This window comes from Helicobacter sp. T3_23-1056 (assembly GCF_053654535.1).
The window spans coordinates 1-25,558 of record NZ_JBSIUU010000019.1 but is presented as its reverse complement, the minus strand read 5'-3'; the positions used below and the strand labels follow the sequence as shown (position 1 = coordinate 25,558).

Below are 25,558 nucleotides of genomic sequence, written 5' to 3'. Positions count from 1 at the left end.
TGTGTCAAATATTCCCCCCTCATTTGCGGATGATACTTCCAAAAATCCACCTCACTTGCGATAAATACCCCTCCCGCAAGGGGAGGGGGTTTCTTTATATCCCTCACTTGCGGAGGATACTTCCAAACATTCCCCCTCCCTTGCGGAGGGGGTTAGGGGGTGGGTATTGTTTTTAGATTCTGCGGATTTTTTGTCGTTGCTAGACTTGTTTATGTTGTCATTCTGAGCGGAGTGTGAAGCACGAAGCGAAAAATCTCTTTTGTTGTTTGTTTGAGATATTTCGCTACGCTCAATATGACAAGATGAAAGATCAATATGAGAATTTGTGAGTTTTGTAGAATTTAATGCGTTTTTGGCATTGCAAGATTTGGCGGATTTTGCGCTAGATTCTGCGATTTGCACGCCACGAATGCCTAAATTCCCATAGCGATGATAAGAAATGCTTACAGACTTTTCATTTACATAATAAAGCAACTCAAATCTCCCATTTATAAGCGGTTTTGGCGAAATGATGATTTTGGCAATCTCACTTGCTTTTTGATAAATCATATCGCTTTTATCGGGTTTTGCGTGGTAGCGCACTCGCTCAAAATCTGCAATATTCTCTGCAAAATCCTTTGCGCTCTCACGCACAAAATCCGCTTTTAGCGATAAACTCTCGCATATTTGCTTCACAAAATCGATATTTTTATCTTCATAACTCACTTTTAGCGAAATTTTCATAATATTTGAAGCGATGATAACACCCAAAATATCGCTTAAATCATCAGTTTGCGCGATTCTATACGCTAGATTTGCAATTTTTGTGTAAGAAAAGATATTTTCCTCCCCACGCACTTTGACAAACTCAAACTTCGCACAAAACTCGTTTTTGTAATAGTATGCGTAACTTTGCGCCATAATTTGCGCTTTTTGCAAGGCGGATTTTTGCGTAGAATCTAGCGCATTTACCCACCCCCTAACCCCCTCCGCAAGGGAGGGGGAACAAACTGATTCAATCTCCGCAAGAGAGGGAGAATCTATAAAATCCTCTCCCCCTGCGGGAGGGGTTTTTGGTGGGGTATTCTTGCATTCCAAAATCATCGCTATTTTATCGCTAATTTCATTTTGTGCTAAATTGCTATCTGCGACTTCTTGGGTAATATCCAAAAACTGCGTGATATAGTTATAAACGCCCACTTTGCGTCCAAAACCGATGGCAGATTTTTTCACACCGCCAAATGGTTGTCGCAGGACAATCGCGCCTGTGGTGGGTTTATTTACATAAATATTGCCCGCTTGAATATGTGTGCTAAAATACTCCCACTCCCGTTCATCTAAACTCTCCAACCCCGCCGTAAGCCCATAACCTGTGGCATTTACAATGTCTATTGCATTTGCTAGACTCTCCGCACACATCACGCTTAAAATCGGCGCAAAAAGCTCCGTGCTATGCGTGAAATCGCCTTGTTTTGTGCCGTATTTGATACACGGGCGCATTAACAATTCATTGTCATTTTCAAAGCTAGGTGGCAACGCCCACTCTTCGTGCGATTCTAGTTTGCTTAACGCCCTTTGCACCTTGCTATCGGGCTTATCTGCCAAAGCACCGATTTTATTTTTTAGCTCAAATGGCGAGCCTACATTTAGCGATTTTGTCGCATCAACTAGCGCGTTTCTAAACTCTGCGTCATCATAGACTTCTTTTTCTAGCACAAGAAGCGAGGTTGCCGAGCATTTTTGCCCAGAATTTGAAAAAGCAGAGTGAATGATATTTTTTATCGCTAAATCCCTATCAGCCATTTTGGTTACAATCGTAGCGTTTTTGCCTCCCGTTTCAGCACTTAGAAGCAACGCAGGATTTGCTTTTAGCATTTTATACGCTGTCTCTTCGCCACCTGTCAAAACCGCACAATTTATCCGCGAATCACTCAAAAGATATTTGCTAATATCGCTACCTTTGCTAGGCAAAAAAATCAGCATATCCTTTGGTATCCCCGCCTCCCAAAAGCACTCACAAAGTTTATAACCTGTGATTGTGGATAGGCAAGATGGTTTATAAACTACCACATTCCCAGCTACCAAAGGCGCAGCGATACTCCCAGCACTTATGCCGATTGGGAAATTCCACGGGGCGATGGTTACGCAAATGCCTTTTTTGGTAAATTTTGTATGCGGATTTTGCGCTTTTAGCATTTTTAGCGAATGCGGATAAAATTCCACAAAGTCAATCGCCTCGCTTACTTCTGCGTCAATCTCACCAAAAGTCTTGCCCACCTCTCTTGCGGCAATGCCGATTAGCTCGCCTCTTTTATTTCGCAAAATCTGCGCTGCGTTGCTTAAAATCTGCGCGATTTTTTCGTGGGATTTTGGAGCGCAATTTTGGGCGACTTGCAATGCTTGTTTGATTTGCTTCTCCCCTGCTAAATGCACGATACCGATTTTTTCATTATTGATTTTATCGCGCACTTGCATTTTTTCACACACCTGCATTGTGGCAAGATTCTCTTTTGTTTCTGTGCCGATTACAGGATAGATTTCAAAGCCTTTTAGATGCTCAAAATCGCGTTTTATTGCCAATGCCCACGCGCGATTTTGTGGCAGGATAAAATCCGTATCGCTTTCATTTGCAAACGATTCACGCATAGAATGCTGATTAGATTCTGCGATATTGCGATTTTGGATTCTGCGAGTGGAGTTATCAAGCAAATCTATGCCTTTTATAGAATCCAAAAAAATCGCTTTTTGCGCACTATACGCGGGAGAATCAACTCTCAAATTAAAAAAATGTCGCATAAAATTATCTTCACTTGTATTTTCATCAAGCCTGCGGACTAAATACGCAATGGCGTTGTTAAAATGCTCTTTTTCGCACACAGGCGCATAAAGCACGAGATTATGCAGCTTTGAGATTTCATCAGCACATTGCAAGCTCATACCCTCAAGCATTTCAAAGCTAAATGATTCTAGCGCACCCGCCTCTTTTATACGCGTATAAGCATAAGCGATTTCAAAGATATTATGACTTGCAATGCCAATATTTATAAACTTAAAATTATCATTTTGCAGCACAAAATCTAGCATTTTTTTGTAATTGCTATCCGTGTCTATTTTGCGTTTAAATGTCGGCAACGCCCAGCCTTTTTGGCTTGCGATAGTCTCTTCGCTCTCCATATTTGCACCTTTGACAAAACGGATTTTGATAGGTGGTTTGCCATTTTTCACACGATTTTTTGAAAACTCAAATAGCGTTTGTAGATAATGAAACGAATCAGGGATATATGCTTGAAGCACGATACCAGCGCGCAAATCAAACTTTGCAATGCTCTCCATAAACGCCATTGTCGTTAGCTCCAAATCCCTAAATTCCTCCATATCCAAATTGATAAATTTCTCCACACCCTGCTTTTTTTGCTGGGACTCTGCGATTTGGTAGAGATAGCAAAGTCGCTTTACCACCTCATTTTTTGACCATTCAAAATCAATAATATTGATTTGCGAAAAAATCGTAGTGATTTTGATAGAGATATAGCTCACAAACTCGCTTTTTAGGGCGTCCTCATATTTTTTGATACGATATGCGCTCTCTTTTTCGCCTAAAACCTCTTCGCCGATTAGGTTGATATTTAGCGTGATATTTTGGGATTTTCGTTTCGCGCTATGATTTTGTAGATTGGCAGAATCTAGCACAAGCGATTTTGTATCATCGCGCAAATGTCGCACAAAAAACGGCACGCTAAGATTTGGAGCAAGACGCCCAAAGGCTAAAAACGCAAAAAGCAGCGCTTTTTCGCCCGCGCTAAAAAAATCTGCTATGCCATACTTTTGCAGTGTGTGGGCGACATACTCAAAATTTACCGCGCAATTTTTGCTACGAAACGCCCTATCAAGTAGCTCGATTAGCAAAGCTTTATTTTGTGGATTTTGGAGCAATCTTTGCATTTTGTGATGAAATGCTTTTTCGCTAGCACTCATATTTTGCGTGGTTTGTGTCAGTAGATTTTGCGCTAAATTTAGCGAATTTTGGATAGTTTGCATTTTGTGTCCTTTTTTGTGTTTTGCTAAAGATTATTGTTTAGAAAAGTTAATGTCTTGGTCAAAAAGTGGTGGATTATAAAGTTCAATGTGTAGATTCTACACATTATGGGGTAAAATCAAGACTAGATTTTGCAAAATCTAAAAAGCGTGTTTTGTGCTAGGTATAAAAAACAAATGATGCAAAAATCGCTAAAAATCATCTCTAAAATTGCCTGTGTAATGACAATACGGGTAGCCATTGCAAGAAATAAATTTGCCATATTTGCCAAATTTTACGCGCAGATAATCCCCACAATCAGGGCAAGCCAAATCCCACAAGACAGAATCAATATCAAAAATCACATAATCGCAATATGGATAATGCTCGCAACCATAAAATGGCTTTTGTTTATCGGTATTTCGTAGTTTGAGTTTGCCATTACAATGCGGACAAATTAGCGAAGCAAAATCTTTATCAGCGTCTTTTATCGTGCTATCGATTTCTTTGACAAAGATTGATGGGTTGTTTTGATTTGATAGCACATAGACAATACTTCTTGTGCGTGTCAAAGCCACATAAAATAACCGCCTTTCCTCTGCATACGGGTATGTATCCTTTGCGCCTAATACTAGCTCCAAAAGTTTATCGTCCTCTATGGTATTAGGAAATCCATTTCGCCCGCCATCGCCATTTAGCAAAATCACAAATTCAGCCTCTAATCCCTTTGATTTATGCACGGTTTTAAATTCTAGATTCAAGTTGGTATTGCGTTTCAAATGAAATAATGCCAAAGAGATTCTCTCCTCATCTTTATTATTCCTACCTAGCACTAGCGCCTGCGCATTTTTGTTTAGATTTAAAATCTCATCACAAGCCCTTTTAAAAGCAGATTCTATGTCGTTATTATGATAAAGGATTCTAACAGGATTTTCTTGGCTTTTGTTAGAGCGGATATGTTTGCTGATTTGTTGTTGATTTGCCGTGATAAAAGGCTCGATAATGTCTTGGAGTTCTTGTGAATTTCTATGCGTAGAAGTGATATAGCATAGACTTACATCGCTAAAATACGCGCTAAAATCTAAAAAGATATTTATATCACAGCCCGCGAAGCGATAAATCGCCTGCCAATCATCGCCCACAGCAAATAATTTAGAATCCCCATTTTTGATTAAAGCCTGCAAAAATCGTGTCCTACTTTGTGAAATATCTTGAAATTCATCTACGATAATGTATTTATAGCGATAATCTTGCAAATTTGGGATTATCTCAATAGTGCGCATTATCATATCATCAAAATCAATTTTGCCCTCACTTCGCAGATTTTCATAATAGCCCTCATAAAAATACTTGCAAATATCCAAAAATAACCGCGCTCTTTTGTTGTCATAATCTAAGCCTTGATTTTGGTTTTTGAGCGTTTGGAAATTTTGGGCGTTAGGATAACGAGCTTTATAAAGATTTAAAAAACTTGCAATGAGCGTAAAAAAGGATTTTAAATCATAGCTTTCATAAATGCCATTGAGTGCGTTTAAAATCTGCTCTTTATTGAGCGGTTTAAGCGTTATGCCATTATCTTGCAATTTTTGCTTTAATGATTCAAAGATTTTGCCCTCGCTAAACTCATAAGAATAGGTCTCTATGCAAGTCGTGCCATTTTCTTTATGTGTTTGTCGCTTCCACGCCATCGATTCTTTATATTTTAAAGCGTCTTTTGGTGGATATTGTGGTGTTTCGCCATTTTTATTGACCCCATAGTGCTCCAAATATATATCATAATCTTTCAAGTAAAAATCAGGCGTGTATTGCCGTTTGTGCGGAGTGGCAGTGTTGATTTTATAGGGTTTTTCGTATTCATATTCCACGCCGTTTATGAAAAGAAAATTTGCGATGATTAGCTCCTCATAGCTTTTTACGCGCTCTTTTTGCAGGGTTTGGAGTCGCTTGCTTGAATCTGTGGGGGTTGAGAGTATATTTTTAAGCGTGGTAAAATTTGCTTGTTTTAAAAAGGCAAATTTTTCGCCTAGCGTTTGATAAGTCGCCTCGCTATTGCCAAGTGGATATAGCGTGCAAAATCGAAAAATATCCCATAATATGTGCCAATTTTTAGATTCTGCAAAAATCTTACGAATATACACAGATATATCTTGCTCCTCGATAAGTGGCTTTGTGGATAGATTTTGACTAAGGATTTCTAATCCTAGCGAATGAAAGGTTTTGACTTTTAAATTAGGATTTATCAAATGCGCTTTTTCTTGCAAATCTTTAGCTGAAGCGCGAGAATATGACAACAGCAAAATCTCATTTGCATTTGCCTTACCCCTATCAAGTAGCCATTTTAGCTTACCACAAATGGTAAGTGTTTTTCCAGCTCCTGCCCCAGCTATGGTAAGAAGCGAGCCACTATCATTTAATACCGCTCTCCTTTGGTCTAAATCTAAACTTCTGCCGTTAATGTTTTCAAAAATTGTATCCTTGCTATGTCGTGCGATAAATTCCTCATTGTGTCGCTCCAATATCGCAGTGCTAAATTTAGGCGTGGCATAAAATTTTGCTCCAAAATCTTGTATATTTTTGACTAAATCAAGCATTTTTTTCGCATTTTTGCCATCGATAAATTCATCTTTTAATTGCTTATCAAGGCTTTGAAAATCTTTAATAAGGCTATGTTGTTTTAATATTGTCGCATAATTATCAAAAATCTCGCCAATATCGCGCATATAGCGCAAGTAACTATCTTTTTGTGCTAGTGAATTTGGCAATTTATATGTGGCGATTTGCAATGCGATTTCATTTAGGGTGCGAATGGATTCTAAGCTGTAAGTATCAATATGTGCCAAAATAGATTTTGCGCTATGCTTTGAAATAGCGTTATCTAGCTTTTGTTGTAGATTTTTAATAGTTTCATTGTGAGATTTGATAAGCGAAATGGTTTGGTTTAGATTTTCAAGCGTTTGCGTGGTTTTGGCATTATGTGGCAAATGTGTGGCTAAATCTTGTGCGAGAGTATAAATCTTTTCATCAATTTTAATGTGTGTAAAGATTTTAAGATTGCTTTGTAATTGTGCTATATTTTTGCGCAAAATCGCGCATTTGCGCACAAGCCCAAAGCCAAAGAATGCAAGTAGCGTGTCGATAAAATCTACCTTTGCCATTTTAGCTCCATCATTGTGTGCGATTATATCAAAAAATGTTATAATCACGGTAAAATTCAAGAAGAGACTATGTTGTGTCCTAAAAAAATAAAGATAATATTTTAAAGGAAGGAAAATGAATAAAACTAATAAATTTGGAGAATTTTATTCACAATCACATAGTAGGCAAATAAGTGCCAGTTGCCTTAATGAATATAATTATATACAATATAAAAACGATATGTTTTGTCCATATTGTCATCAAGCAAAATTGAGTTTTGTCTTGCATACAACAAATAAAAAACGTCATCTTAAAACAGCACCAAAGTCTTTACATACTAGCAATTGTCTATACAAGAATGAGCAAAAATCTCATAAAACAACGACAGAATATGTTAAGACATTGACTTCAAAACAAATTAAAAATCAACTTAAATCTGCATTGCGATATTTGTCTGAAAAACAAGATGATAATGCAATTGTTCCTCCACAAGATAACAATAAAAAAGCCACTATTGATATGCAAACTAAAATTCGTGTATCAAAATCTCATCAAACACTACGGAAAAAATCACTAAAAGAGTTAGAATTTAAGCGTAGCAAGAATGATGATTTGTTTTTATTTTTTGGGAAAACTGTAAAACTTGATTTCAGACAAACACAAGAAAATGGCAAATATCTAAATATTGCCACCCAAAATAACAAAGGACAAAATATAAGAATTGGCATTATAGTATCCAAACAATATTATGTAGATAAAAATGCTCTTTATAATATAGTGATAATTGGGTATATAACTTGCACAATAAACAAAAACGGTGGAGAACAGTTTAATATAATACCATTTGACAAAGATTGTGAATGTGTCTCATATGAGACCATCAAAACAAAATAATAGCAAGAAAATAGCGAAGTGGTTTTTGAAATATTAAATTGGCTTTGAAATTTTGTAACAAATTCTCACGCTTTTTGCGTGAAAATTTAGCGATGAAGAATTTTCATCAGCATATCCACGATACGCTTTTTTTCATTGCTCCCTGTGGTGTTGAGCCTTAAAAGCGGAAAGTTGAATTTTGCTAAAATCGTGTTTTTGAGATTGTCGCGCAATCCTTGTGCTGAATCTGCTCTATGAAACGCATATCCATCAATCTCGATTGCCAAAATAGGCATTTTATCCATTTTATGATAAATCACAAAATCAATATGTGTGCGTGGATTTAGCGCGTATTTTTTCTCACTCTCATTTAATTTATCAGTATCGCCAATCACGCGTAAAAGCGGGATATGACACGCCACTGAGAGATTAGAAAAGCCACCCTTTTGCAATATTTCGTTGATAAAATGAAACGCAATGTTTTCAGAATCATACACCGAAATTTTGCGTTTATTTTTAAGATAGCGTTGCCTTGCCTTATAATTTTGACGATACAGCAAATCAAATATGGATTTTATGTTGCCCTGCTTTGCTTCAAAATTATTGTATTGAATATATTTGATTAAGTCGCCAATGTGGCTGTTTTGGTTTGCAAAATTGGGCGAAACTACGATTCGTAAAAATCGTTTAGCGCGTGTGATTGCAACATTTAAAATCTGTGGATTATCCACAAATTCGCTCACTTCATTATTTACCACGCTAATGACAATCGCTTCTTTTTCGCGCCCTTGAAATTTATGCACGGTATCAATTTCTATTTCACTTCCTTCCAAAGACTTTTGCAATGCTTGTTTTTGCTCATTATATGGTGTGATTATGCCAATCTCTGAATCGCTAATTTCACCACTAAACTCTGGCAAAATATTTACAATCTCATCGATTTCGCGTTGATTAAACCGCCCTCTAGCGTGATTGCCCTGCGCTGTGAATCGCACACTAATTGCGTCTTTTTTGCTATCATTTTCGCTTAAAATTATTAGCTCATTATCATAAAATTTTTGATTGCAAAATTTTATGATTTTAGGGTGGCAACGATAATGCTCTTTTAGCAAAACCTTTGGCACATCTGCAAATCGCGCACAAACGGAAGACAAAAACGAATGCGCCAAATAATCATAATGTGGGGTGATTTTATACTGATTATTTAGAGATTCAATCTGCGGAATTAGCACGTTTGTAATGACATTTGGGAGCTGTTTTGAATCGCCTACGATTACCACATTTTTTGCCATAGATAAAGCCAAAGCACCTGTGGCTAAATCTACTTGTGAAGATTCATCACAAATAAGATAATCAAATACAAAATCTGCATTTAATGAGCTAACGATAGAATGCGTAGTGCTAAAAATCACAGGATATTGTTTGATAAAAGATTCAGCCTTTAAAGACATATCATTTTCATCAAATGCCACACATTGAATCTTGGCATATTTTTGTGCTAGATGAGATTGTAAAATCTGTTGCGATAGCGTTTTTAGTGTATTAAGAATATCTTGCTGTTTTAAAATCTCAAATCTTGCGCTATCTTGCTTAATCTTTTTGATGAGTTTATCTATTGTGATTTCATAAAAGAGATATTCAAATGCTTGTAAAATGCTCATTGTAGGATTTTTGTAAAAAGCAAAATCGCCTATTCCATAAAGCCAAATAAGTTTAAGTTTAAGCCAAAATTTTGGTTTGTTAGATTCTTCAATTTGTGCTTTAAAATAAAGCAGCTGCGCGGGTTGTAGTGCAGATAGATTCCTAATTTTTGGTAAATTGATGGCATTAGATTCGCGCTTAAAGTGTGTAAATTCAAGTCTAGTTTGCTCCAAAAGAGATTTTGTCTTGGCTATGTCGTTTTGCAATGTAAAAAATTCGCATAAATTTTTGTTGCATTTAGTGATTTGTCGCTCCATTATGGCTTTGTGATTTATCACATTTGCGTTAAGGATTTGGTTTAGTTTTGTTAATTTTGCTTGTTGATTTTGGATAAAACTTTCTTTATTTTCTCTTTTGCCTAGCACAGCGCAAATAGCGTCCAAATTAGCATTTTCTAGTTTTTCAAAGACATTTTGTATGGCGGAATTATTATTTGACACCACTGCTACGCTTTTGTCGCGGTATAAAAGATTTGCGATAATATTTAAGATAGTCTGTGTCTTGCCTGTGCCCGGTGGTCCCTCAATGATACTTATTTGGCTTGTAAGCGCGTTTTGCACTGCCTCGCATTGTGAGAGATTTGAGCCAAAAGGAAAAAGCAAAGGCTTATCGTTATAATAACTTGCAATATTTGAATCTGCCTTGATATAGGCAAAAAGTGCGCTTTGTGGTTTATCATTTATTGCAATTTTTTTATATTCATTTGCAAGTAGCGATTTATCATCATCGCCCTTTATCCCTGCAATGTCCGCAATTTTAGCAAAATATTCAAAAATTCTAAGCTCGTTTTTGGATAGTTCCTCCACCTCAATAATCGCATAATTGTCCTTGCCATAAGTATAAAGCGTTTCTTGGTTAAAAAATTTGACTATCAATTTTTCATTTTCAAGCGTGTAACGCTCAATAGATTTGGTTTTATCTTGGTTTTTAAGGAAAATTTTAAGCATTTAAAACTCTATTATTTAAAAATTACTAAAATCAACTCTTAAAATATTCACTATCCAAAACCGCCCCATTACTTGCGTTGCTTACGAGCTTTTGATATTGTGAGAGCCAGCGAGAGCGCAGAGGCTTTTGCAATGGTGTAAATTTCGCTTTTCGCTCCGCGATTTGCGCTTCGCTTAACCTTGCATTGATTTCGTAGCTATCCACATCAATGTCGATTATATCGCCGTCCTCTAGTAGCCCGATAAGTCCGCCCTCTGCGGCTTCTGGGCTTATATGCCCTATGCTTAGCCCCCGTGTCGCCCCGCTAAATCGCCCATCTGTGATGAGCGCGACATCTGCGCCAAGCCCCATTCCCATTATGAGACTTGTGGGGCTTAGCATTTCTTGCATTCCCGGTCCGCCCTTTGGTCCCTCATAGCGTATCACGCACACATCGCCTTTTTGCACTCTGCCTTTGATGATGCCTTTTATCGCGTCTTCTTGGCTATCAAAGCACACGGCTTTCCCGCTAAATTTCCGCGCTCCTGTGATTCCCGCTGTCTTTATCACGCAGCCCTGCTCTGCGAGATTGCCAAACAAAATCGCTAGTCCGCCCACTTGTGAATACGCGTTCTCCACCTTGTGAATGACTTTTTCATCTTTGATGTGCGCATCTTTTATCCGCTCGCCCAAGCTCTCCCCCGTGATTGTGAGCGCGTCTAAGTCAAGCAGTCCATTATCGCGCCGTGAGATTTCTTTGATTACCGCGCTTATGCCTCCCGCGCTCCCAATGTCCTCCATCGCCACTTCGGGCAGACTCGGGGCGACTTTGGCGATATGAGCGATTTTTTTGCTAATGTCGTTGAGTTCTTTTATGTCAAGCGGTGCGCCAGCCTCACGCGAAATGGCAAGCATATGCAAAATCGTATTTGAGCTTCCGCCCATAGCCATATCCACCACCATTGTGTTGCGAATGGAGGCGCGGTTAATGATATTGCGAATCTTAAATTTTTCACCCACCTCAGAATCTGACACCGATTGCAGGGCGATTTCACAGATTCGCCTTGCGGCTTTGCGCAGTAGATTTTCTCTCTCATCACTTAGTGCTAACGCCGTGCCATTGCCACTTAGTGCGATTCCCATAGCTTCACATAGTGAGTTCATCGAGTTTGCCGTAAAAAGCCCCGAGCAAGAGCCCCCGCTAGGACAGGCTTTGCATTCTATGTCTTTGAGTTCAGATTCTGTGATTTTTTTGACTTCATACGCGCCCACCGCTTCAAAGACGCTATTTAAGGTAAGTTTTTCGCCCTTTTCGCTAAATCCAGCCCGCATAGGTCCCCCGCTCACAAAGATAGTCGGCACATTCACGCGAAGCGCGCCCATAAGCATACCCGGCGTGATTTTATCGCAGTTTGGGATACAGATGAGCGCGTCAAGGGCGTGGGCGTTCATCACAGATTCTACCGAATTTGCGATGATTTCACGGCTAGGCAGGGAGTAGAGCATTCCACTATGCCCCATCGCTATGCCATCATCGACACCGATTGTGTTAAATTCAAACGGCACACAGCCATTTTTGCGGATTTCATCTTTGATAATCCGCGCATATTCATTCAAATAAAAATGCCCGGGGATAATGTCTATGTAGCTATTTGCCACGCCGATAAATGGCTTATCAAAGTCCTCTTCGCTTAGCCCACACGCCCGCAGTAACGAGCGATTTGGGGCTTTTAAGTAGCCTTTTTTGATTACATCACTTCGCATTTTTTCTCCTTTGGTTGTGATTTTGTTTTTGTTTGGGATTTTGGTTGGGGTTAGATTTTGGGATTATAGCAGATTTTGGGTTTGCTCATTTTCAAACCAAAATCCTTGATTTGTAGCTCTCATTTTGACTATTTTTGAAAAAATCTATAAAAATCTATGCGCTAAGATTTTGAGACATTATGGAATCTCATAGCGCACGACTTTTCTAAGCCTATCTTTCCAATATTTATTTGAAATATTCACAATCTTTACCCCGCCCTTTGTAGATAGATGCATAAAATCGCCATTTTGCAGATAAATCCCCACATGATAGCCGTGCGCTCCCCTACCCGTGCGAAAAAACAGCAAATCCGCAGGACGCAATTTTTTGCTACCTATGTGTCTGCCAGCGATTTTTTCACCCTGTGCCATTTGATTTAGCGTGATTCTAGGGAGTTGCAAAGAAAAACTCTCGTCAAAAACCACCATCACAAACCCGCTACAATCCGCTCCCTCACGCCTTATCCCACCTGAACGATATGGCGTGCTAGCCCAAGATTCTTGCTGTTTATACAGCTCGCTAAGGATAAAATCCTCTTTAGATTGCGTTTCTTGTGTAAAATCATTTGCATTATCTACATTTGCCAGCGCAGATTCTGCTAATGCCCCCGCTCCTAATGCAACTTGCGTGCCTTGCGTGGCGATATTTGTAGAATTTGTAGAATCTTTTTGCTCGTTGTCTTGGCTAGATTTTGTCGTTGATTTTGTGTTTGATTTTGTCGCTGTTTTTGTAGAAGTGGCTGTTTTTGTGTGGCTAGATTTTGTGGCTAGATTTTGCCTTGTTTGCTCATATCCGCTTAGCCTAGCGGATATGTTAAAATCCAAAAACGCACAACCGCTAAAAAAGCTAGCATTTAGCACAAAAGCCACGCCCGCTATAAGCGCGTAAAATGCGTTTTTCACATAAATTAAAAAAATTTTTTTCACTTATTTTATACCTTTTTTGTTTGTAGTTTTGCTATTGATTTTGGCTGATTTGGGATTTTTGCTCGATATTATATAGCCATACAAATGCCTCCACAACCGCGCTATATAGCTCCACAGGGATACACTCATCAACCTCTACTTCCAAAAGCATATTGACTAACTCTTCATTTGCAAAAAGCGGAATCTCAAATTCCTTTGCCTTTTGGATAATCTTTTTTGCCACCTCGCCTTTGCCGCTTGCTAGGACTTTTGGTGCGATGTCTTGCGTTTGATTATAAGCAAGTGCGGCGGCTTTTGTGCTTGATAGATTTTGGCTATGTTGATGAAAATTTTTTTGCATTTTGTGCCTTTTAGATTTTGTGCTAGATTTTGGGGTTTAATACCTTAGCGCGATAGAATCTAGCTCGCTCCAAGTCGCGCTATTTTGCGCTTTGCTTTGGGTTTTGTCTTGCGTTTTATTTTTTAGGATATGTGCGATAGAGCGGACAATCATATCAGTTTCGATATTGACTCGCCTGCCGACTTTATAAGTGCAAAAAAGCGTGTTTTGCAAAGTGTGCGGGATAATGCTTAGGCAAAAAATCGCTTCTTGTTTGGCGTTTTGTGCGTGGCGTTGATTTGGGTGCAAATCCGCTCCCACGCTTGCAATCGTAAGGCTTACGCCATCTATGCAGATTGAGCCTTGCGGGATAATCATTTCGATTTTTTCATAAGGCAGGGCGATTTCAAACATAGTCGCATTTGCCTTTGGGACAATGCTTTTTATCACGCCAATGCAATCAATATGCCCCTGCACAAAATGCCCATCAAGCCTAGAATCAGCCCTCAAAGCAGGCTCAATATGCACGGTATTTTTATAATTTTCAAGCGCGACTAGATTTTGGGAATGCTTAGAAATCTCTAATGAAAATCCATCGCTATGTAGCTCTATCACGGTTAGGCACATTCCATTTACAGCGATAGAATCCCCGATTTGTGCTTTGTGGGCGCATCGCACACGCAAAATATCATTTCTAAAACTCTTAATCTCCCCTATCTCTCGCACAAGTCCGCTAAACATCATAAAATCCTTATAAACTTAAAAATAATATATTTTCATAGATTTTGCTATGATTTTGAAGTTTTTTGCTAGTGAAATTTTTGCTAGAATTTTAACAAAATTTGTGGATTTTTATTTATTTTAGAATGATTAAAGGACGAAAATGCACTTTATTGATACACATTGTCATTTAGATGATGCGCGATATGATAGCGATTTGGATTTGGTGATAAGCAATGCTTATGCACTTGGCGTGCGAGAAATCCTAATCCCTGCTGCAAGCCCGCACACTTTGTCAAAAGCAAAGCACATTAGCGATAAATATGAGGGGGTGTATTTTGCGTGCGGATTGCACCCTTGCGATATTGACAAAGAAGCGGATTTTAGGGAAAGTCTTAGCCGTTTTATCGATGAGCCAAAATGCAAGGCTATCGGGGAATGTGGGCTAGATTATTATTATCTACCAAAAATAGCACAGGAGGACTCACAAAATGAAGCAGAAAAAAAAATGGAGCAAATAAAAGCGATAAAAATTGCGCAAAAAGCCCTTTTTATCGAGCAAATAGAGCTAGCGATTGCAAAAAATTTGCCACTTATTGTGCATATCCGTGAAGCAAGCAATGATGCTTATGAGATTTTGTCCTCTTATAAGCAAGCACGGGGGGTTTTGCACTGCTACAATGCCGATAGAATCCTGCTAGGATTAAGCAAAAGTTTTTATTATGGAATCGGTGGGGTGGCGACTTTTAAAAACGCTAGAAGATTGCTTGAAGTCCTGCCTCTTATCCCGCAAAATCGCTTAGTGCTAGAAACTGACGCGCCATATCTCACGCCCCACCCTTATCGTGGAGAGCGCAATAGCCCTGAATACATACCGCTTATTTGTGCGCGTGTGGGGGAAATATTAGGGATTGAAGCAGGGAAAATAGCGAGCCTAACGACACAAAATGCACAAAATTTATTTAATTTTTACTGAAAAATAGCAAAAATCAACTATAATGCTAGCTTTGTTTTTGGGCAATATCAAAGGCTAATAGCTTAGAGGAGAATATCGGTGAAAATATCAAACTTTTTACTAAAAGGGATTTTTGTAAGTGTAGGTGCATTAAGTCTAAGTGCTATAAACGCGCTAAATGCAAGCAATGCTGTTGATGTATTTTCTAGCAATGCTTTGCGGAGTGGCGTGCTAGATTCTAGTCAAAATCTATTGCTAGATTCTAGTGATTCTAGCGATCAGTCAAGCTATATAAATTTCGGCATAGACCCAAATAGTAGTAACGCTGAAAATCCTGCGATAGATTCTCTGCCAAACAATCTATCAAACAGCCTAGACACCGCGATAAATAGCCAAAATCTACAAAACCAAGACTCACAACAAAACTTTCAACAAAATTTGCAACAAAACTCACAAAAAGCAGAATCCACATCGCTAGATTCTACCACACCCCCTCAAAACAGCGCACAATCCACCCTAACAACCCTAGAAAATCAAAATCCTCTTACCGCCACAGAAGTTTCTAACACCCAAAACCCCCAACCATTTATCCAATCCACACCAAGCACCACTCCAAGTGAGCGATTTTTAAGCACCACAAATGGTGGCTTTAGTCCCGATAATAAAAGCATTTCTACGCTTAATTCCTTTGGCGTTAGTGAAGAATTTTTGGCGAGTCTAAAAACAAATACGATTTTGCATTCACAAAGCGATGATAAACGATGGGCGAGATTTGTCCAGCAGTTTGACTCAAGCTATGAGTTTATCCCCATTATCCGCTCTATGATTGCCAAAGGCGGAATCCCACAAGAATTTTTATTTTTAGCGATGGCAGAATCTGGCTTTTCCTCCAAAGCATACAGTCGCAAAAAAGCAAGTGGAATTTGGCAATTTATGAGCTTTACGGCGCGAGATATGGGGCTTATCATCAATGACTATGTAGATGAGAGGCGCGACCCGATAAAAAGCACAAAAGCTGCAATCCGCTACCTACAATACCTATACCAAGCCACAGGCGAATGGTATCTAGCCGCGATGGCTTATAACTGCGGTCTAGGACGGCTAAACAAAGCTATCGCAAAAGCTGGCACAAAGGATTTAAATGTCTTGCTTGATGAGAAGGCAAAATATTTGCCCGCAGAGACGCGAAACTATATTCGCACGATTTTGAGTATGTCGCTTGCATTTGGCAACTTGCAAAAAATGCGTGATTCTGATAGAGAATATCTGCTAAATCGTGGTGCTATGGATACGCTAGCCGAAGTGCAAGTCAAAGGCGGGACAATGCTAGAATCTATCGCAGCAGGCGCAGGGATGGACATAGAAGACATCAAAAAATATAACCGACATATTATCTATCATTTCTTGCCACCAAATCAACAAGAATATTCCATATACCTGCCCTATGACAAACTCGCGTTTTTTAAGCAAAATTTTGACCAAGACAACGCTAAAATCGCGCAATTTATGTTTCATAGAGTCAAAAAAGGCGAAAATCTAGCAAGTATCGCAAAGCGATATGGCATCACCGTAGCCACGCTAAAATCCACCAACAACCTAAGCGACAAACCTAGAATCACAGCAAACCAAAGGCTTCTTGTCCCTCTTGCTTCTAGTGATAAAATCGCACAAAAATAGTGGCGATACACCATAAAAACGCATAAAATAACACAAAGAATCTATGCTTTTTTCTCTCACGCAAATGCGCTATCAAATCCACAGCATAGATTCTGCAAACATATCTAAAACCCCCAAAGCCTCCACTACCAACGCAAAAAAAACACCTCATCACCACTCGCACCAAAATCTAATCGCATTATTTATATCAGCGATATTTGCTAGCACATTGTTTCTTACAGGCTGTGCGAATGAGAGCGTATATCGTGGTGGGCTTGGAGCGTTTAAAGATTATGAAGCGTTGGCAAGCTATCGCTCTGTGGGCAAAGCAGGGCATTTTGCGCATCAAGTATTTGAAAATGAACGACTTGAAAAAGCCTTTGGCAGAGATTTTTCTAATCGAGCAAAAAACACAAGTTTTGGCAAACTCTTTGAGCAAAATTTCAACGCAAGCAACGCGCCTATTGATTCTTTTAGCGGGGCTGGCGCATCGCTAATGTATGGTATGAGAGAATCAGATGCCATACAGCGCGCCACGATGAGACCTTATCAAATCGCTGGAAAATGGTATTACCCCACAAAAGTAAAAATAGGCGAGACTTTTGATGGTATCGCGAGCTGGTATGGACCAAATTTTCACGCCAAAAAAACCTCAAATGGCGAAACTTACAATATGCACGCCCACACCGCCGCTAGCAAGACACTCCCTATGAATACGATTGTCAAAGTGCTAAACAAAGAAAATGGCAAAACAACCATAGTGCGCATAAATGACAGAGGACCATTTGTCGAAGGACGCATAATCGACCTCTCAAATGTCGCCGCAAAAGACATCGATATGATAAAACACGGCACAGCAAAAGTGCGACTAGAAGTGATAGGATTTGGTGGCAAAGTAGATAAAAACTACCAAAATTCCCTAAATATCGCCAATGAAGCGATACAAGATGAGTTTGAAGTAGGCGAGACAAAACAAGCCGTTGCAGGCGGGGTTTTTTCCCTCCAAGTAGGCGTGTTTAGGCAAAAAGCGGGGGCAGAATCCACTAAGCAAAAATTTGAAGATATTACGCAGGATTATAATGTTTTCATAAAAGAGGATAATGACTTGTATCGCGTGTTTGTGCAGGGTTTTAGTAGCGAGGCAGAGGCACAGGATTTTGCCAAAAATAATAGCCTCTCACCTATCATCGTGCGTGAATAAACACCGCCACATAAATCAAAATCCACAATCAACAACACTCCCCCAAAATACCTCAAAAAACACCCAAAAACCACAATCTAGCCAAAATCAAAACAACACAAAACCAAAATCTAAAACAGCTCTCTCCCAGCCCTTTTCCAGCTACCCCTAGCATACACCACATAAAAAATCCCCGCCCTTATATATGTCTCTACAAAAATCAGCACAAACACCCACCATATCCCAAGCCCGCATTCTATCCCTATCCACATAGGCGCTATGCGAAAAAGCCAAATGCTTATCGCATTTATCATAAGGCTTCGTTTGGTTATCCCAGCCCCGCGCAAAACCCCATCAAGCACAAATACCCAAATAAGCGGGATTTGGCTAAGCCCCACCGCCCATAAATACCATTTTGCCACTTCAATGACTGCGCTATCATCATAAAAGATTTTGCTTAAAGGTATCGCAAACGCCGCCATCAAAACGCCTAAAATCCCCATCACAACGCTAGAGATTTGCAAAATCGTCTTATTCAAATCCTCCGCCAACCACACGCGATTTGCACCTAGATTTTGCCCTGTGAGTGCCATAGCCGCCACCATAAAGCCAAATCCGGGCATAAACGCAAACGATTCTACACGCGAGCCAATCTGTGAGCCAGCTACGGCAATATCCCCAAAACTAGCGATAAAACGCGTAGTAAGCACAAGAGAGCCAAGCGTCAAAAACCGCTCTATCCCTGTGGGAATCCCAATCTTTAGCGCGATATAAAAATATTTCCAAAAGATTCCAAATTTCCCAATAAAAAATCTACCTTTTTTGTATGCAAGCAAAAATGATAAAAATAGCTCCAAATACCCTGTAAGAGTGCTTGCAAGTGCTGCGCCTATGATTCCTAGCCCAGCACCTAGCTGATAGACTTCGCCAAAAATCTCTACCCTCACTTCAAATATCAAAAAATAGTTGCTCGCCACGCAAAAAATCGTGCTAAAAATGCGTATGATAAACACGCTAAGCGTATTTCCCATCGCCGCAAAAGCCGCAGAGATAATGTTTTTTAGCAACATCGCAGGGAGGGTAAAAATCGCAATACTTAAAAATTGTTTGGTAAGCGTGTGAGATTTTTCACTCAAATCAAACCACGCAACAAACCAATCCGCACTCACAAACGCCACGCACACAAGCGGAATCCCACAAATCGCACAAAGCAAAAAAAGCGTAGAAAAAACCATAGACGCGCTTTGCGAATCCCTAGCCCCAAAAAACCTAGAAATCTGGGCATTTGTGCCAATATAAAAAATATTTTGTATCGCAAAAAACATCATCATAAACTGCATAGCAATCGAAACTGCCACAATGTGTTCTTGCCCAAAATGCCCCATAAACACCATTCCTAATGCCATCACGATAATATCTAGCAAAGAATTTGCCGCTGATGGAAGTGCTATGCGTGTGATTTTGCGCAGTTTTTGGCGATAAGTCATTTGTATCATTTAGCCAATGCCTTTTTGTAAAAATAAAATGGAATCGTAATTGCAAATAAAATCATACTCTATTAAGAATAAAGAATGCTAAAATTCTCTCACAAAACCCAATATTACAACAAATAATGGAGAAAAAATGCTAACTACGCCAAGCGATAACAACGACAAAAAAACCCCCGATGCGCATTTGCTATGCCAAGTAAATATTTTGCTTTGCGTGAGTGGCTCTATCGCGGCTTTTAAGGCATTAGAACTAATAAGCGGGCTAAAAAAACTAGGGGCAAATATCGCTGTGATAATGAGCGAAGAGGCAAAAAGATTTATTTCCCCGCTTAGCTTTGAAGCCCTAAGCCATAATGAAGTCTTGCATAAAGACACGGAGAGTTGGGCAGAAAATGCAAAAAATAAGGTAGATTTTAGCGACATAAATCCTAGAGAGGCAAAATCTTTTGATTTCAATAAACCAAAATCTACAAACCACATACAATATGCAAAATGGGCAGACATTGTCATAATCGCCCCTGCCACAGCAAATATCATCGCAAAAATCGCCTATGGAATCGCAGATAACCTAATCACCCAAACCCTACTAGCCCTAAATCAAAATAAAACAAAAATCCTGCTTGCCCCAGCGATGAATACGCAAATGTTTGATTCTATTCAAGTGCAAAACTCACTCAAAATCTTGCAAGATTTTGGCTATGAAATAATCCCCCCCAAAAAAGCCCTGCTAGCGTGCAATACCTATGGAATGGGGGCTTTGGCAGAAGTAGAAGAGATGATTTTTCGCACGCTTAGAGCGGGATTTGACATAGCGGGATTTGACATAGCAGGATTTGGAGCGCGAGATTGCAGGGGTATTTCGCAAGATAATTTTTGGCAAGAAAGTGTTTTTTGCAAAGAAAGTGGCTTTTTGCAAGAATGTAGTTTTGGGCAAAATAATAACTTTTGGCAAAATAATAATTTTTGGAAAGACAGAGAAGTCATCATCACAGGCGGTGGAGCAAGCGCGCGGATTGACTCCGTGCGCGCTATAAGCAACTATTCAAGTGGCAAACAAGCAATCGCGCTTGCCAAAGCAGCCTACACACTAGGCGCAAAAGTAACGCTTATCTCTTCTAAAATCAATGACTTTTTGCCAAACGAAATACAATGCCTAAGCGCAAGCACAAATGATGACTACAAAAATGCGATAGATTATTGCCTGCAAAAAATGGATTTTAATAACGCAAAATCTAACGCAAAATCTAACGACCAAAAATCGCCAAAAAACAAAACAATAAAAAGCAAAAAACCCGTGCTATTTATGGCAGCAGCGTTGTGCGACTACGCACCAAAATCCCCCAAAAACTACAAAATCAAAAAATCCTCCCTACCAAATCTAACCCTAGATTTATGCGCCACGCAAGATATTTTAGCAAGCATTGATGGCAAAAAAATCTACAAAATAGGCTTTAAAGCCGAAAGTATCGATAGCCAAAATACACTGCAAAATGCCATCACAAACGCCAAAAAAATGCTAAAAACCAAAAAAGAAGGTGGCAAAGAATGCGCGTGCGTATGCCTAAATGTCCTAGAAAATGACGCAAAAAATGGCATAGATTTTAGCCCTTTTGGAGCGGATTTTAATAGCTTTTATTTGCTAGATTCTAGGGCATTAGCTAGCAAGCAAGACATAGAATTTTTAGGCAAAAAATCTAAACTTGCCCTATCTTATGAAATCCTTAGTTTTGTGTGCGCTAGCTTAAAATCTACCAAAAAATAACACAAAATCCCAACAATGAATCTAAATCCCCTGCAAACTCTTAGCAATCTTGCCAAACTAGATTCTGCCATAAATGCGGGCAACTCTACCACCCCAAAGCATTTTAACGCCTCTTTGCCCGTGCTTTTAAAAGTGCTAGCACAAAGCAAAAATGGCGAATATTTATTGCAACTTGGCAGAAGCCAAATCGCCACAAATTCCGCCATAAAGCTAGAAATCGGCAAAAGCTATTGGGCAAATATGCAAAAAAACGAGGCAAATCAAATAATCCTAAGCAATCTCATAAAAAACCCAAAAATAATGGAAAATCTGCAAAATTCGCCACTAAAATTTAGCCTTAGCGATTTGGCAGAATTGCAAAAAAATCCAAAAGATTTTGTAAATGAGTTAAAAGAATTTTTGCTAAAAGAGCTTGCAATGTGTGAAAACAAAAAAGATTTTAGCGAGCTATCAAAATCGCTACTTTGCCTATCTCAAGGGGTGCTTAGCCTTGTGATAAGCGATGAAAACAAAGAGCATTTGTTTCAAATGACTACCAAAAAATCGCGCAAACAAGAAGTGCATTTTTATGGCATTTTCCCCTCACTTGGTCCTATAAAAGGCGTTTTTAGCGTTTTGGGTGATTTTAGTAATTTTAGCGATTTTGGCAATTTAGGCGATTTAAGCCAAATGCCAAAATCTAAAAACGCTAAGGATTCTAAAGATTCTAATTTATTAGCGCAATTTTGGGTGATGAGCGAAAAAATCGCTACGCTACTAAAAAAACACAGAAGCGATTTGGGGATTATTTGTGATTTTTGCGTCTATGTCGATAGCGATGTAGCACCACTTTTTGAGCTAGAAAACAGCTTGCTAGACATAAAGACTTAAAAGACTTAAAAGACTTAAAAGACTTAAAAGACTTAAAAGACTTAAAAGACTTAAAAGACTTAAAAAACACGCTAAAAATCATAAAATCCACAACTACCCCCTACCCGCAAAATCTAAAATCAATTTTTAGCAAAAAACGCGCTTATTTCTTGCTTGATTTGTGAAAACGCCTCCACCGCTTTTTGATAAATCACGGTATCAAAAAGCCCCTCATCAATGTGTGGCGATGGGGCTAGATTGTTTAGGATTTTATAGCCTATGTTTTCATTACTTCGCAAAATATAGCTGATAGGGACTACATTGCCACTTGTCCCCACCACCAGCACCATATCCCCCCTGCCAAGCGAGCCAAATTCTGCATACATTGTTTCATACAGCGGTGCATTCTCATAAAAAAACACTATTTTTGGTTTTAGCTTTTTGCTAGCACATTTAGGGCACACACTAGATATATCAAACTCATCATAGCCGATTTCTATGATATATCCGCATTTGGGGCAGATGATTTTGGTTAGCTCCCCGTGCAGATGAATGACATTTTTTGCGCCCGCCCTCTCTAGCAAATCATCGACATTTTGCGTTAGATACACCACTTCTATATTTTGCGTGCTAGATTTTTGCCTCAAAGCCTTGTTTGCCAAATTTTCGCTTGCCAAATTTTCGTGTGCCAAAGCCTCGTTTATCAAACTCTCACTTGCCAAATTTTGCGCCAAAATTTTAGGCAAACTAGCCAAAAATTCGTGCATAGCATTTGGGCTAACGCTTCTTAGCTCCGCCCTACGCAGGTTATAAAACCTATGCACTAGCTCATAATTTTCCTCCCAATTTTGAAAATTACAAACTTCCATCGGGTCATAGTTTGCCCACAGCCCATCACTATCGCGGAAAGTCGCTACCCCAGAATCCGCGCTTAGCCCAGCCCCGCTAAAAACGATAAGTTTTTTGCTCATTTTTTTCTCGCGTTTTCTCGTATTTTTTCGCATTTTTTTGCTAGATTTTATAGAATATTGTAGCGATATTTTGCCTCATTTATCGATGACTTGCCACTGCATATCGCCCAAACTTTGCCATATCAAATATTCAAGCGTTGATTTATCATCGGCTTTTAGCCATTTGCCAATATCGATAGTTTGCCCCTGCTTGTGTTTGATAGAAAATCCTATCATAGCATTTTTGTTTTGCGTGATAGCGTTGGTTACTTTATCCGCAAGCGTTAGCAAAAAATCCATAAAAAACTTTTCGTCAGCCTCGCTACCAGTAAGCCTAAGTAGCGAAATGCTACTTTGCATAGATTCATTTGCTTGCTTTACTTGTTTGACAAACTCTTGTTGGGTTAGTTTTTCGCCATTTTTTTGGTAGTCATCTGCCATCATTTCATAGATGATATTGCGCACACTTTTTGCATCTAGCAGGATTTTTACCTCTTTTATGTGGATTTTCGCACTTTGCATAAAATCCAAATTCTCCATAAATCGTTTGCATTGCGCTTGAATGTTTTTTGGCAAATCCGTGATTTTTGCCTCAAAAATAGATTTTTGGGTATGTATTTCGCGTAGTGCCTCTTTGCATTGCCCATCTTTTTCATCATCGATTGAATCCAAATTAAAATCATTGATTATCCATAGTATTTCTGCTAGGGACTTTTGCTTAAAGTAAGGGCTAGATATGACATAATCCATTCCAACTCTCCATTTTAAGCCATCATTTGTGTCTATGACTGCTTCACCACCAACCTCAAAATCCTCATTTGCAATCTTTTGATATGAGTTGCTAGTAAAATTTTTAGGCAAAAATCTTTGGACCTTGCTTAATTTTGTTGCCAAATCTTTTGTGTAGATAATTTTGGCGTTTGTGCTGTCTTTTATCTCGTTTTGATTTAGGACTGATACGCGTGTCTGCATATCGGCAATCACAAAAAAATCTTTCATTTCTCTTAGCCCAAATCGTGAAAATGGATATATTTGCGGATATTTGCAGGTAAAACTTGCTTTATAAATTTTGTCTTTTGCGCCTTGTTTTGCGGGGGTGTTTTGTTTTGCAGGGGTGCTTGTTTTTGCGCTGTTGTTTGGTTTTGTGGGACTGCTTGCGTCATTTTTGCACTCACCTTTTATACCAAGCTCAATCGCATATTCCTCATAAAATTTTTTGATACCATCTACAAAATCTATTGCTAGATTTTGCTCTTTGGTTGCGTTAGATTCTATGTTTTGGGCTTCTTGCGAAGTTTTTGACTCTTGTGTGGTTGCGGATTTTTGTGTTGCTGTGGATTTTTGAGAAGTTTTGGATTCTTGTAAGGTTTTGGATTCTTGCGAGGCTTTAGAATCCTGTGAGGATTTGGATTCTAGCGTGGCAAGGCTAAAAAAGCACAAAAATACCCCACAAATTCCAACAATCCTAAATCTTACCCCAACTAAATTTTGTATTGCTACGCTAGATAGATTCTGCCCTACACAAAATATTTTTTGAGCCATTTTTTGAACTATTTTGTGAGTTATTTTTTTAGCCACTTTTTGAGCTATTTTTTTAGCCACTTTTTGAGTTATTTTTTGAGCTGTTTCGCTAGCTATCGCACTAGATAGATTTCGCGTTGTTTTAGCTAGTTTGTGCGTTGCCTTAGCTAGTTTGTGCGTTGTTGTGCTAGATAGATTTTGCATTGTTGCGCTTGCTGTCGTGTTTGGTTGGCTTTTCTTTGCTTGTGTCATTTTGACTCCTTTTTGTTATTTTTTTATTTCATACCTGCAAATTTGAAATTTTACAATTCTGCTCTGCAATTTTACAATTTTGTCATTTTGCAATTTTGCCTTTTTAAAGATTCTGCCCAAATTTAAGTTTTTGCGCAGAATCTAGCAATAAAATGCAAAATCTTAGCACAAACTTTTTACCAAATCGTTTTTTTTTTTTTCAAAATCCACCATTTTCCATATTTTCCATATTTTTTATATTTTCCACCAAAATCCACCACATTTTTAACATTTTACTTTTTTACCAAAATCCACTATTTTTTACATTTCTTTCCACATTTTCCACTTTTTTAATCCACAACATTTTTTATATTTTTCACATTTTTGCTAGATTTTGACTTCATATTTCACATTTCTTTTCCACATTTTCCACATAAAATCCACCATTTTCCACATAATGCTTCATCAAAACCCTCCTCATTTTTTGCCCATTTTTGTGCCGTTTTTTTTTTTTTTGTAAAAATCACAAATTTTTTGCATTTTTTCACTATGTTTTAAAATATTT

General features: G+C 38.8%; 16 protein-coding genes and 1 pseudogene. 7 read left to right on the top strand and 10 right to left on the bottom strand.

All coding sequences use genetic code 11. The features are described from left to right. Positions 1-396 precede the first annotated feature (396 nt). Positions 397-4,017 (bottom strand): annotated as a pseudogene (locus tag ACWIUO_RS09895) (proline dehydrogenase family protein); the annotation flags it as partial. Positions 4,018-4,206: 189 nt separating this feature from the next. Further along, the gene (locus ACWIUO_RS09890) at positions 4,207-7,149 is read right to left on the bottom strand and encodes a UvrD-helicase domain-containing protein (protein ID WP_454177737.1); all 2,943 of its coding nucleotides are present in this window, start codon (positions 7,147-7,149) and stop codon (positions 4,207-4,209) included. A 115-nt stretch (positions 7,150-7,264) separates the two neighbouring features. On the opposite strand from ACWIUO_RS09890, the gene ACWIUO_RS09885 reads away from it, so the two are divergent. Then, positions 7,265-8,023: a hypothetical protein gene (locus tag ACWIUO_RS09885; protein WP_454177736.1), complete on the top strand. Its 759-nt coding sequence runs from the start codon at positions 7,265-7,267 to the stop codon at positions 8,021-8,023. 86 nt (positions 8,024-8,109) lie between these two features. On the opposite strand, the gene ACWIUO_RS09880 is transcribed toward ACWIUO_RS09885, so the two are convergent. The 5 genes from ACWIUO_RS09880 to ribE form a co-directional block, all read right to left on the bottom strand. Continuing rightward, entirely contained in the window at positions 8,110-10,650 is a 2,541-nt protein-coding gene (locus ACWIUO_RS09880) for an AAA domain-containing protein (RefSeq protein WP_454177735.1), read from the bottom strand. Positions 10,651-10,681: 31 nt separating this feature from the next. Beyond that, positions 10,682-12,394, bottom strand: coding sequence for a dihydroxy-acid dehydratase (ilvD, locus tag ACWIUO_RS09875; protein WP_454177734.1), 1,713 nt, complete (start codon positions 12,392-12,394; stop codon positions 10,682-10,684). A 177-nt stretch (positions 12,395-12,571) separates the two neighbouring features. Beyond that, a complete protein-coding gene (locus ACWIUO_RS09870) occupies positions 12,572-13,360 on the bottom strand; it encodes a C40 family peptidase (RefSeq protein ID WP_454177733.1) in 789 nt (262 codons plus the stop codon). Positions 13,361-13,391: 31 nt separating this feature from the next. After that, on the bottom strand, positions 13,392-13,700 hold the full coding sequence (locus tag ACWIUO_RS09865; RefSeq protein ID WP_454177732.1) for an EscU/YscU/HrcU family type III secretion system export apparatus switch protein: 309 nt from the start codon (positions 13,698-13,700) through the stop codon (positions 13,392-13,394). 36 nt (positions 13,701-13,736) lie between these two features. After that, a complete protein-coding gene (ribE, locus tag ACWIUO_RS09860; protein WP_454177731.1) occupies positions 13,737-14,420 on the bottom strand; it encodes a riboflavin synthase in 684 nt (227 codons plus the stop codon). A gap of 142 nt (positions 14,421-14,562) precedes the next feature. Here ribE and ACWIUO_RS09855 point away from each other — a divergent pair, with 142 nt between their 5' ends. The 4 genes from ACWIUO_RS09855 to ACWIUO_RS09840 all read left to right on the top strand — a co-directional run bounded on the left by ACWIUO_RS09855 (position 14,563) and on the right by ACWIUO_RS09840 (position 18,362). Further along, entirely contained in the window at positions 14,563-15,375 is an 813-nt protein-coding gene (locus tag ACWIUO_RS09855; protein ID WP_454177730.1) for a TatD family hydrolase, read from the top strand. A 78-nt stretch (positions 15,376-15,453) separates the two neighbouring features. After that, positions 15,454-17,031 carry a transglycosylase SLT domain-containing protein gene (locus ACWIUO_RS09850; RefSeq protein WP_454177729.1) on the top strand — a complete coding sequence of 526 codons (1,578 nt, stop codon included), beginning with the start codon at positions 15,454-15,456 and terminating at the stop codon, positions 17,029-17,031. A gap of 43 nt (positions 17,032-17,074) precedes the next feature. After that, complete coding sequence (locus ACWIUO_RS09845) at positions 17,075-18,211, top strand: septal ring lytic transglycosylase RlpA family protein (RefSeq protein ID WP_454177728.1); 1,137 nt, start codon at positions 17,075-17,077, stop codon at positions 18,209-18,211. Next, positions 18,168-18,362: a hypothetical protein gene (locus tag ACWIUO_RS09840; protein ID WP_454177727.1), complete on the top strand. Its 195-nt coding sequence runs from the start codon at positions 18,168-18,170 to the stop codon at positions 18,360-18,362. Before ACWIUO_RS09845 ends, ACWIUO_RS09840 begins: the two co-directional genes overlap by 44 nt. Here ACWIUO_RS09840 and ACWIUO_RS09835 read toward each other — a convergent pair. Beyond that, complete coding sequence (locus ACWIUO_RS09835; RefSeq protein ID WP_454177726.1) at positions 18,322-19,686, bottom strand: MATE family efflux transporter; 1,365 nt, start codon at positions 19,684-19,686, stop codon at positions 18,322-18,324. The two genes, ACWIUO_RS09840 and ACWIUO_RS09835, sit on opposite strands and share 41 nt — an antisense overlap. 127 nt (positions 19,687-19,813) lie before the next feature. On the opposite strand from ACWIUO_RS09835, the gene ACWIUO_RS09830 reads away from it, so the two are divergent. Together ACWIUO_RS09830 and ACWIUO_RS09825 are read left to right on the top strand one after the other, a co-directional pair. Beyond that, the gene (locus ACWIUO_RS09830) at positions 19,814-21,442 is read left to right on the top strand and encodes a phosphopantothenoylcysteine decarboxylase domain-containing protein (protein ID WP_454177725.1); all 1,629 of its coding nucleotides are present in this window, start codon (positions 19,814-19,816) and stop codon (positions 21,440-21,442) included. Positions 21,443-21,457: 15 nt separating this feature from the next. Then, the gene (locus ACWIUO_RS09825; RefSeq protein ID WP_454177724.1) at positions 21,458-22,312 is read left to right on the top strand and encodes a hypothetical protein; all 855 of its coding nucleotides are present in this window, start codon (positions 21,458-21,460) and stop codon (positions 22,310-22,312) included. A 119-nt stretch (positions 22,313-22,431) separates the two neighbouring features. On the opposite strand, the gene ACWIUO_RS09820 is transcribed toward ACWIUO_RS09825, so the two are convergent. After that, complete coding sequence (locus ACWIUO_RS09820; protein WP_454177723.1) at positions 22,432-23,262, bottom strand: SIR2 family NAD-dependent protein deacylase; 831 nt, start codon at positions 23,260-23,262, stop codon at positions 22,432-22,434. 75 nt (positions 23,263-23,337) lie between these two features. Beyond that, entirely contained in the window at positions 23,338-25,014 is a 1,677-nt protein-coding gene (locus tag ACWIUO_RS09815; RefSeq protein ID WP_454177722.1) for a hypothetical protein, read from the bottom strand. Positions 25,015-25,558: the final 544 nt, after the last annotated feature.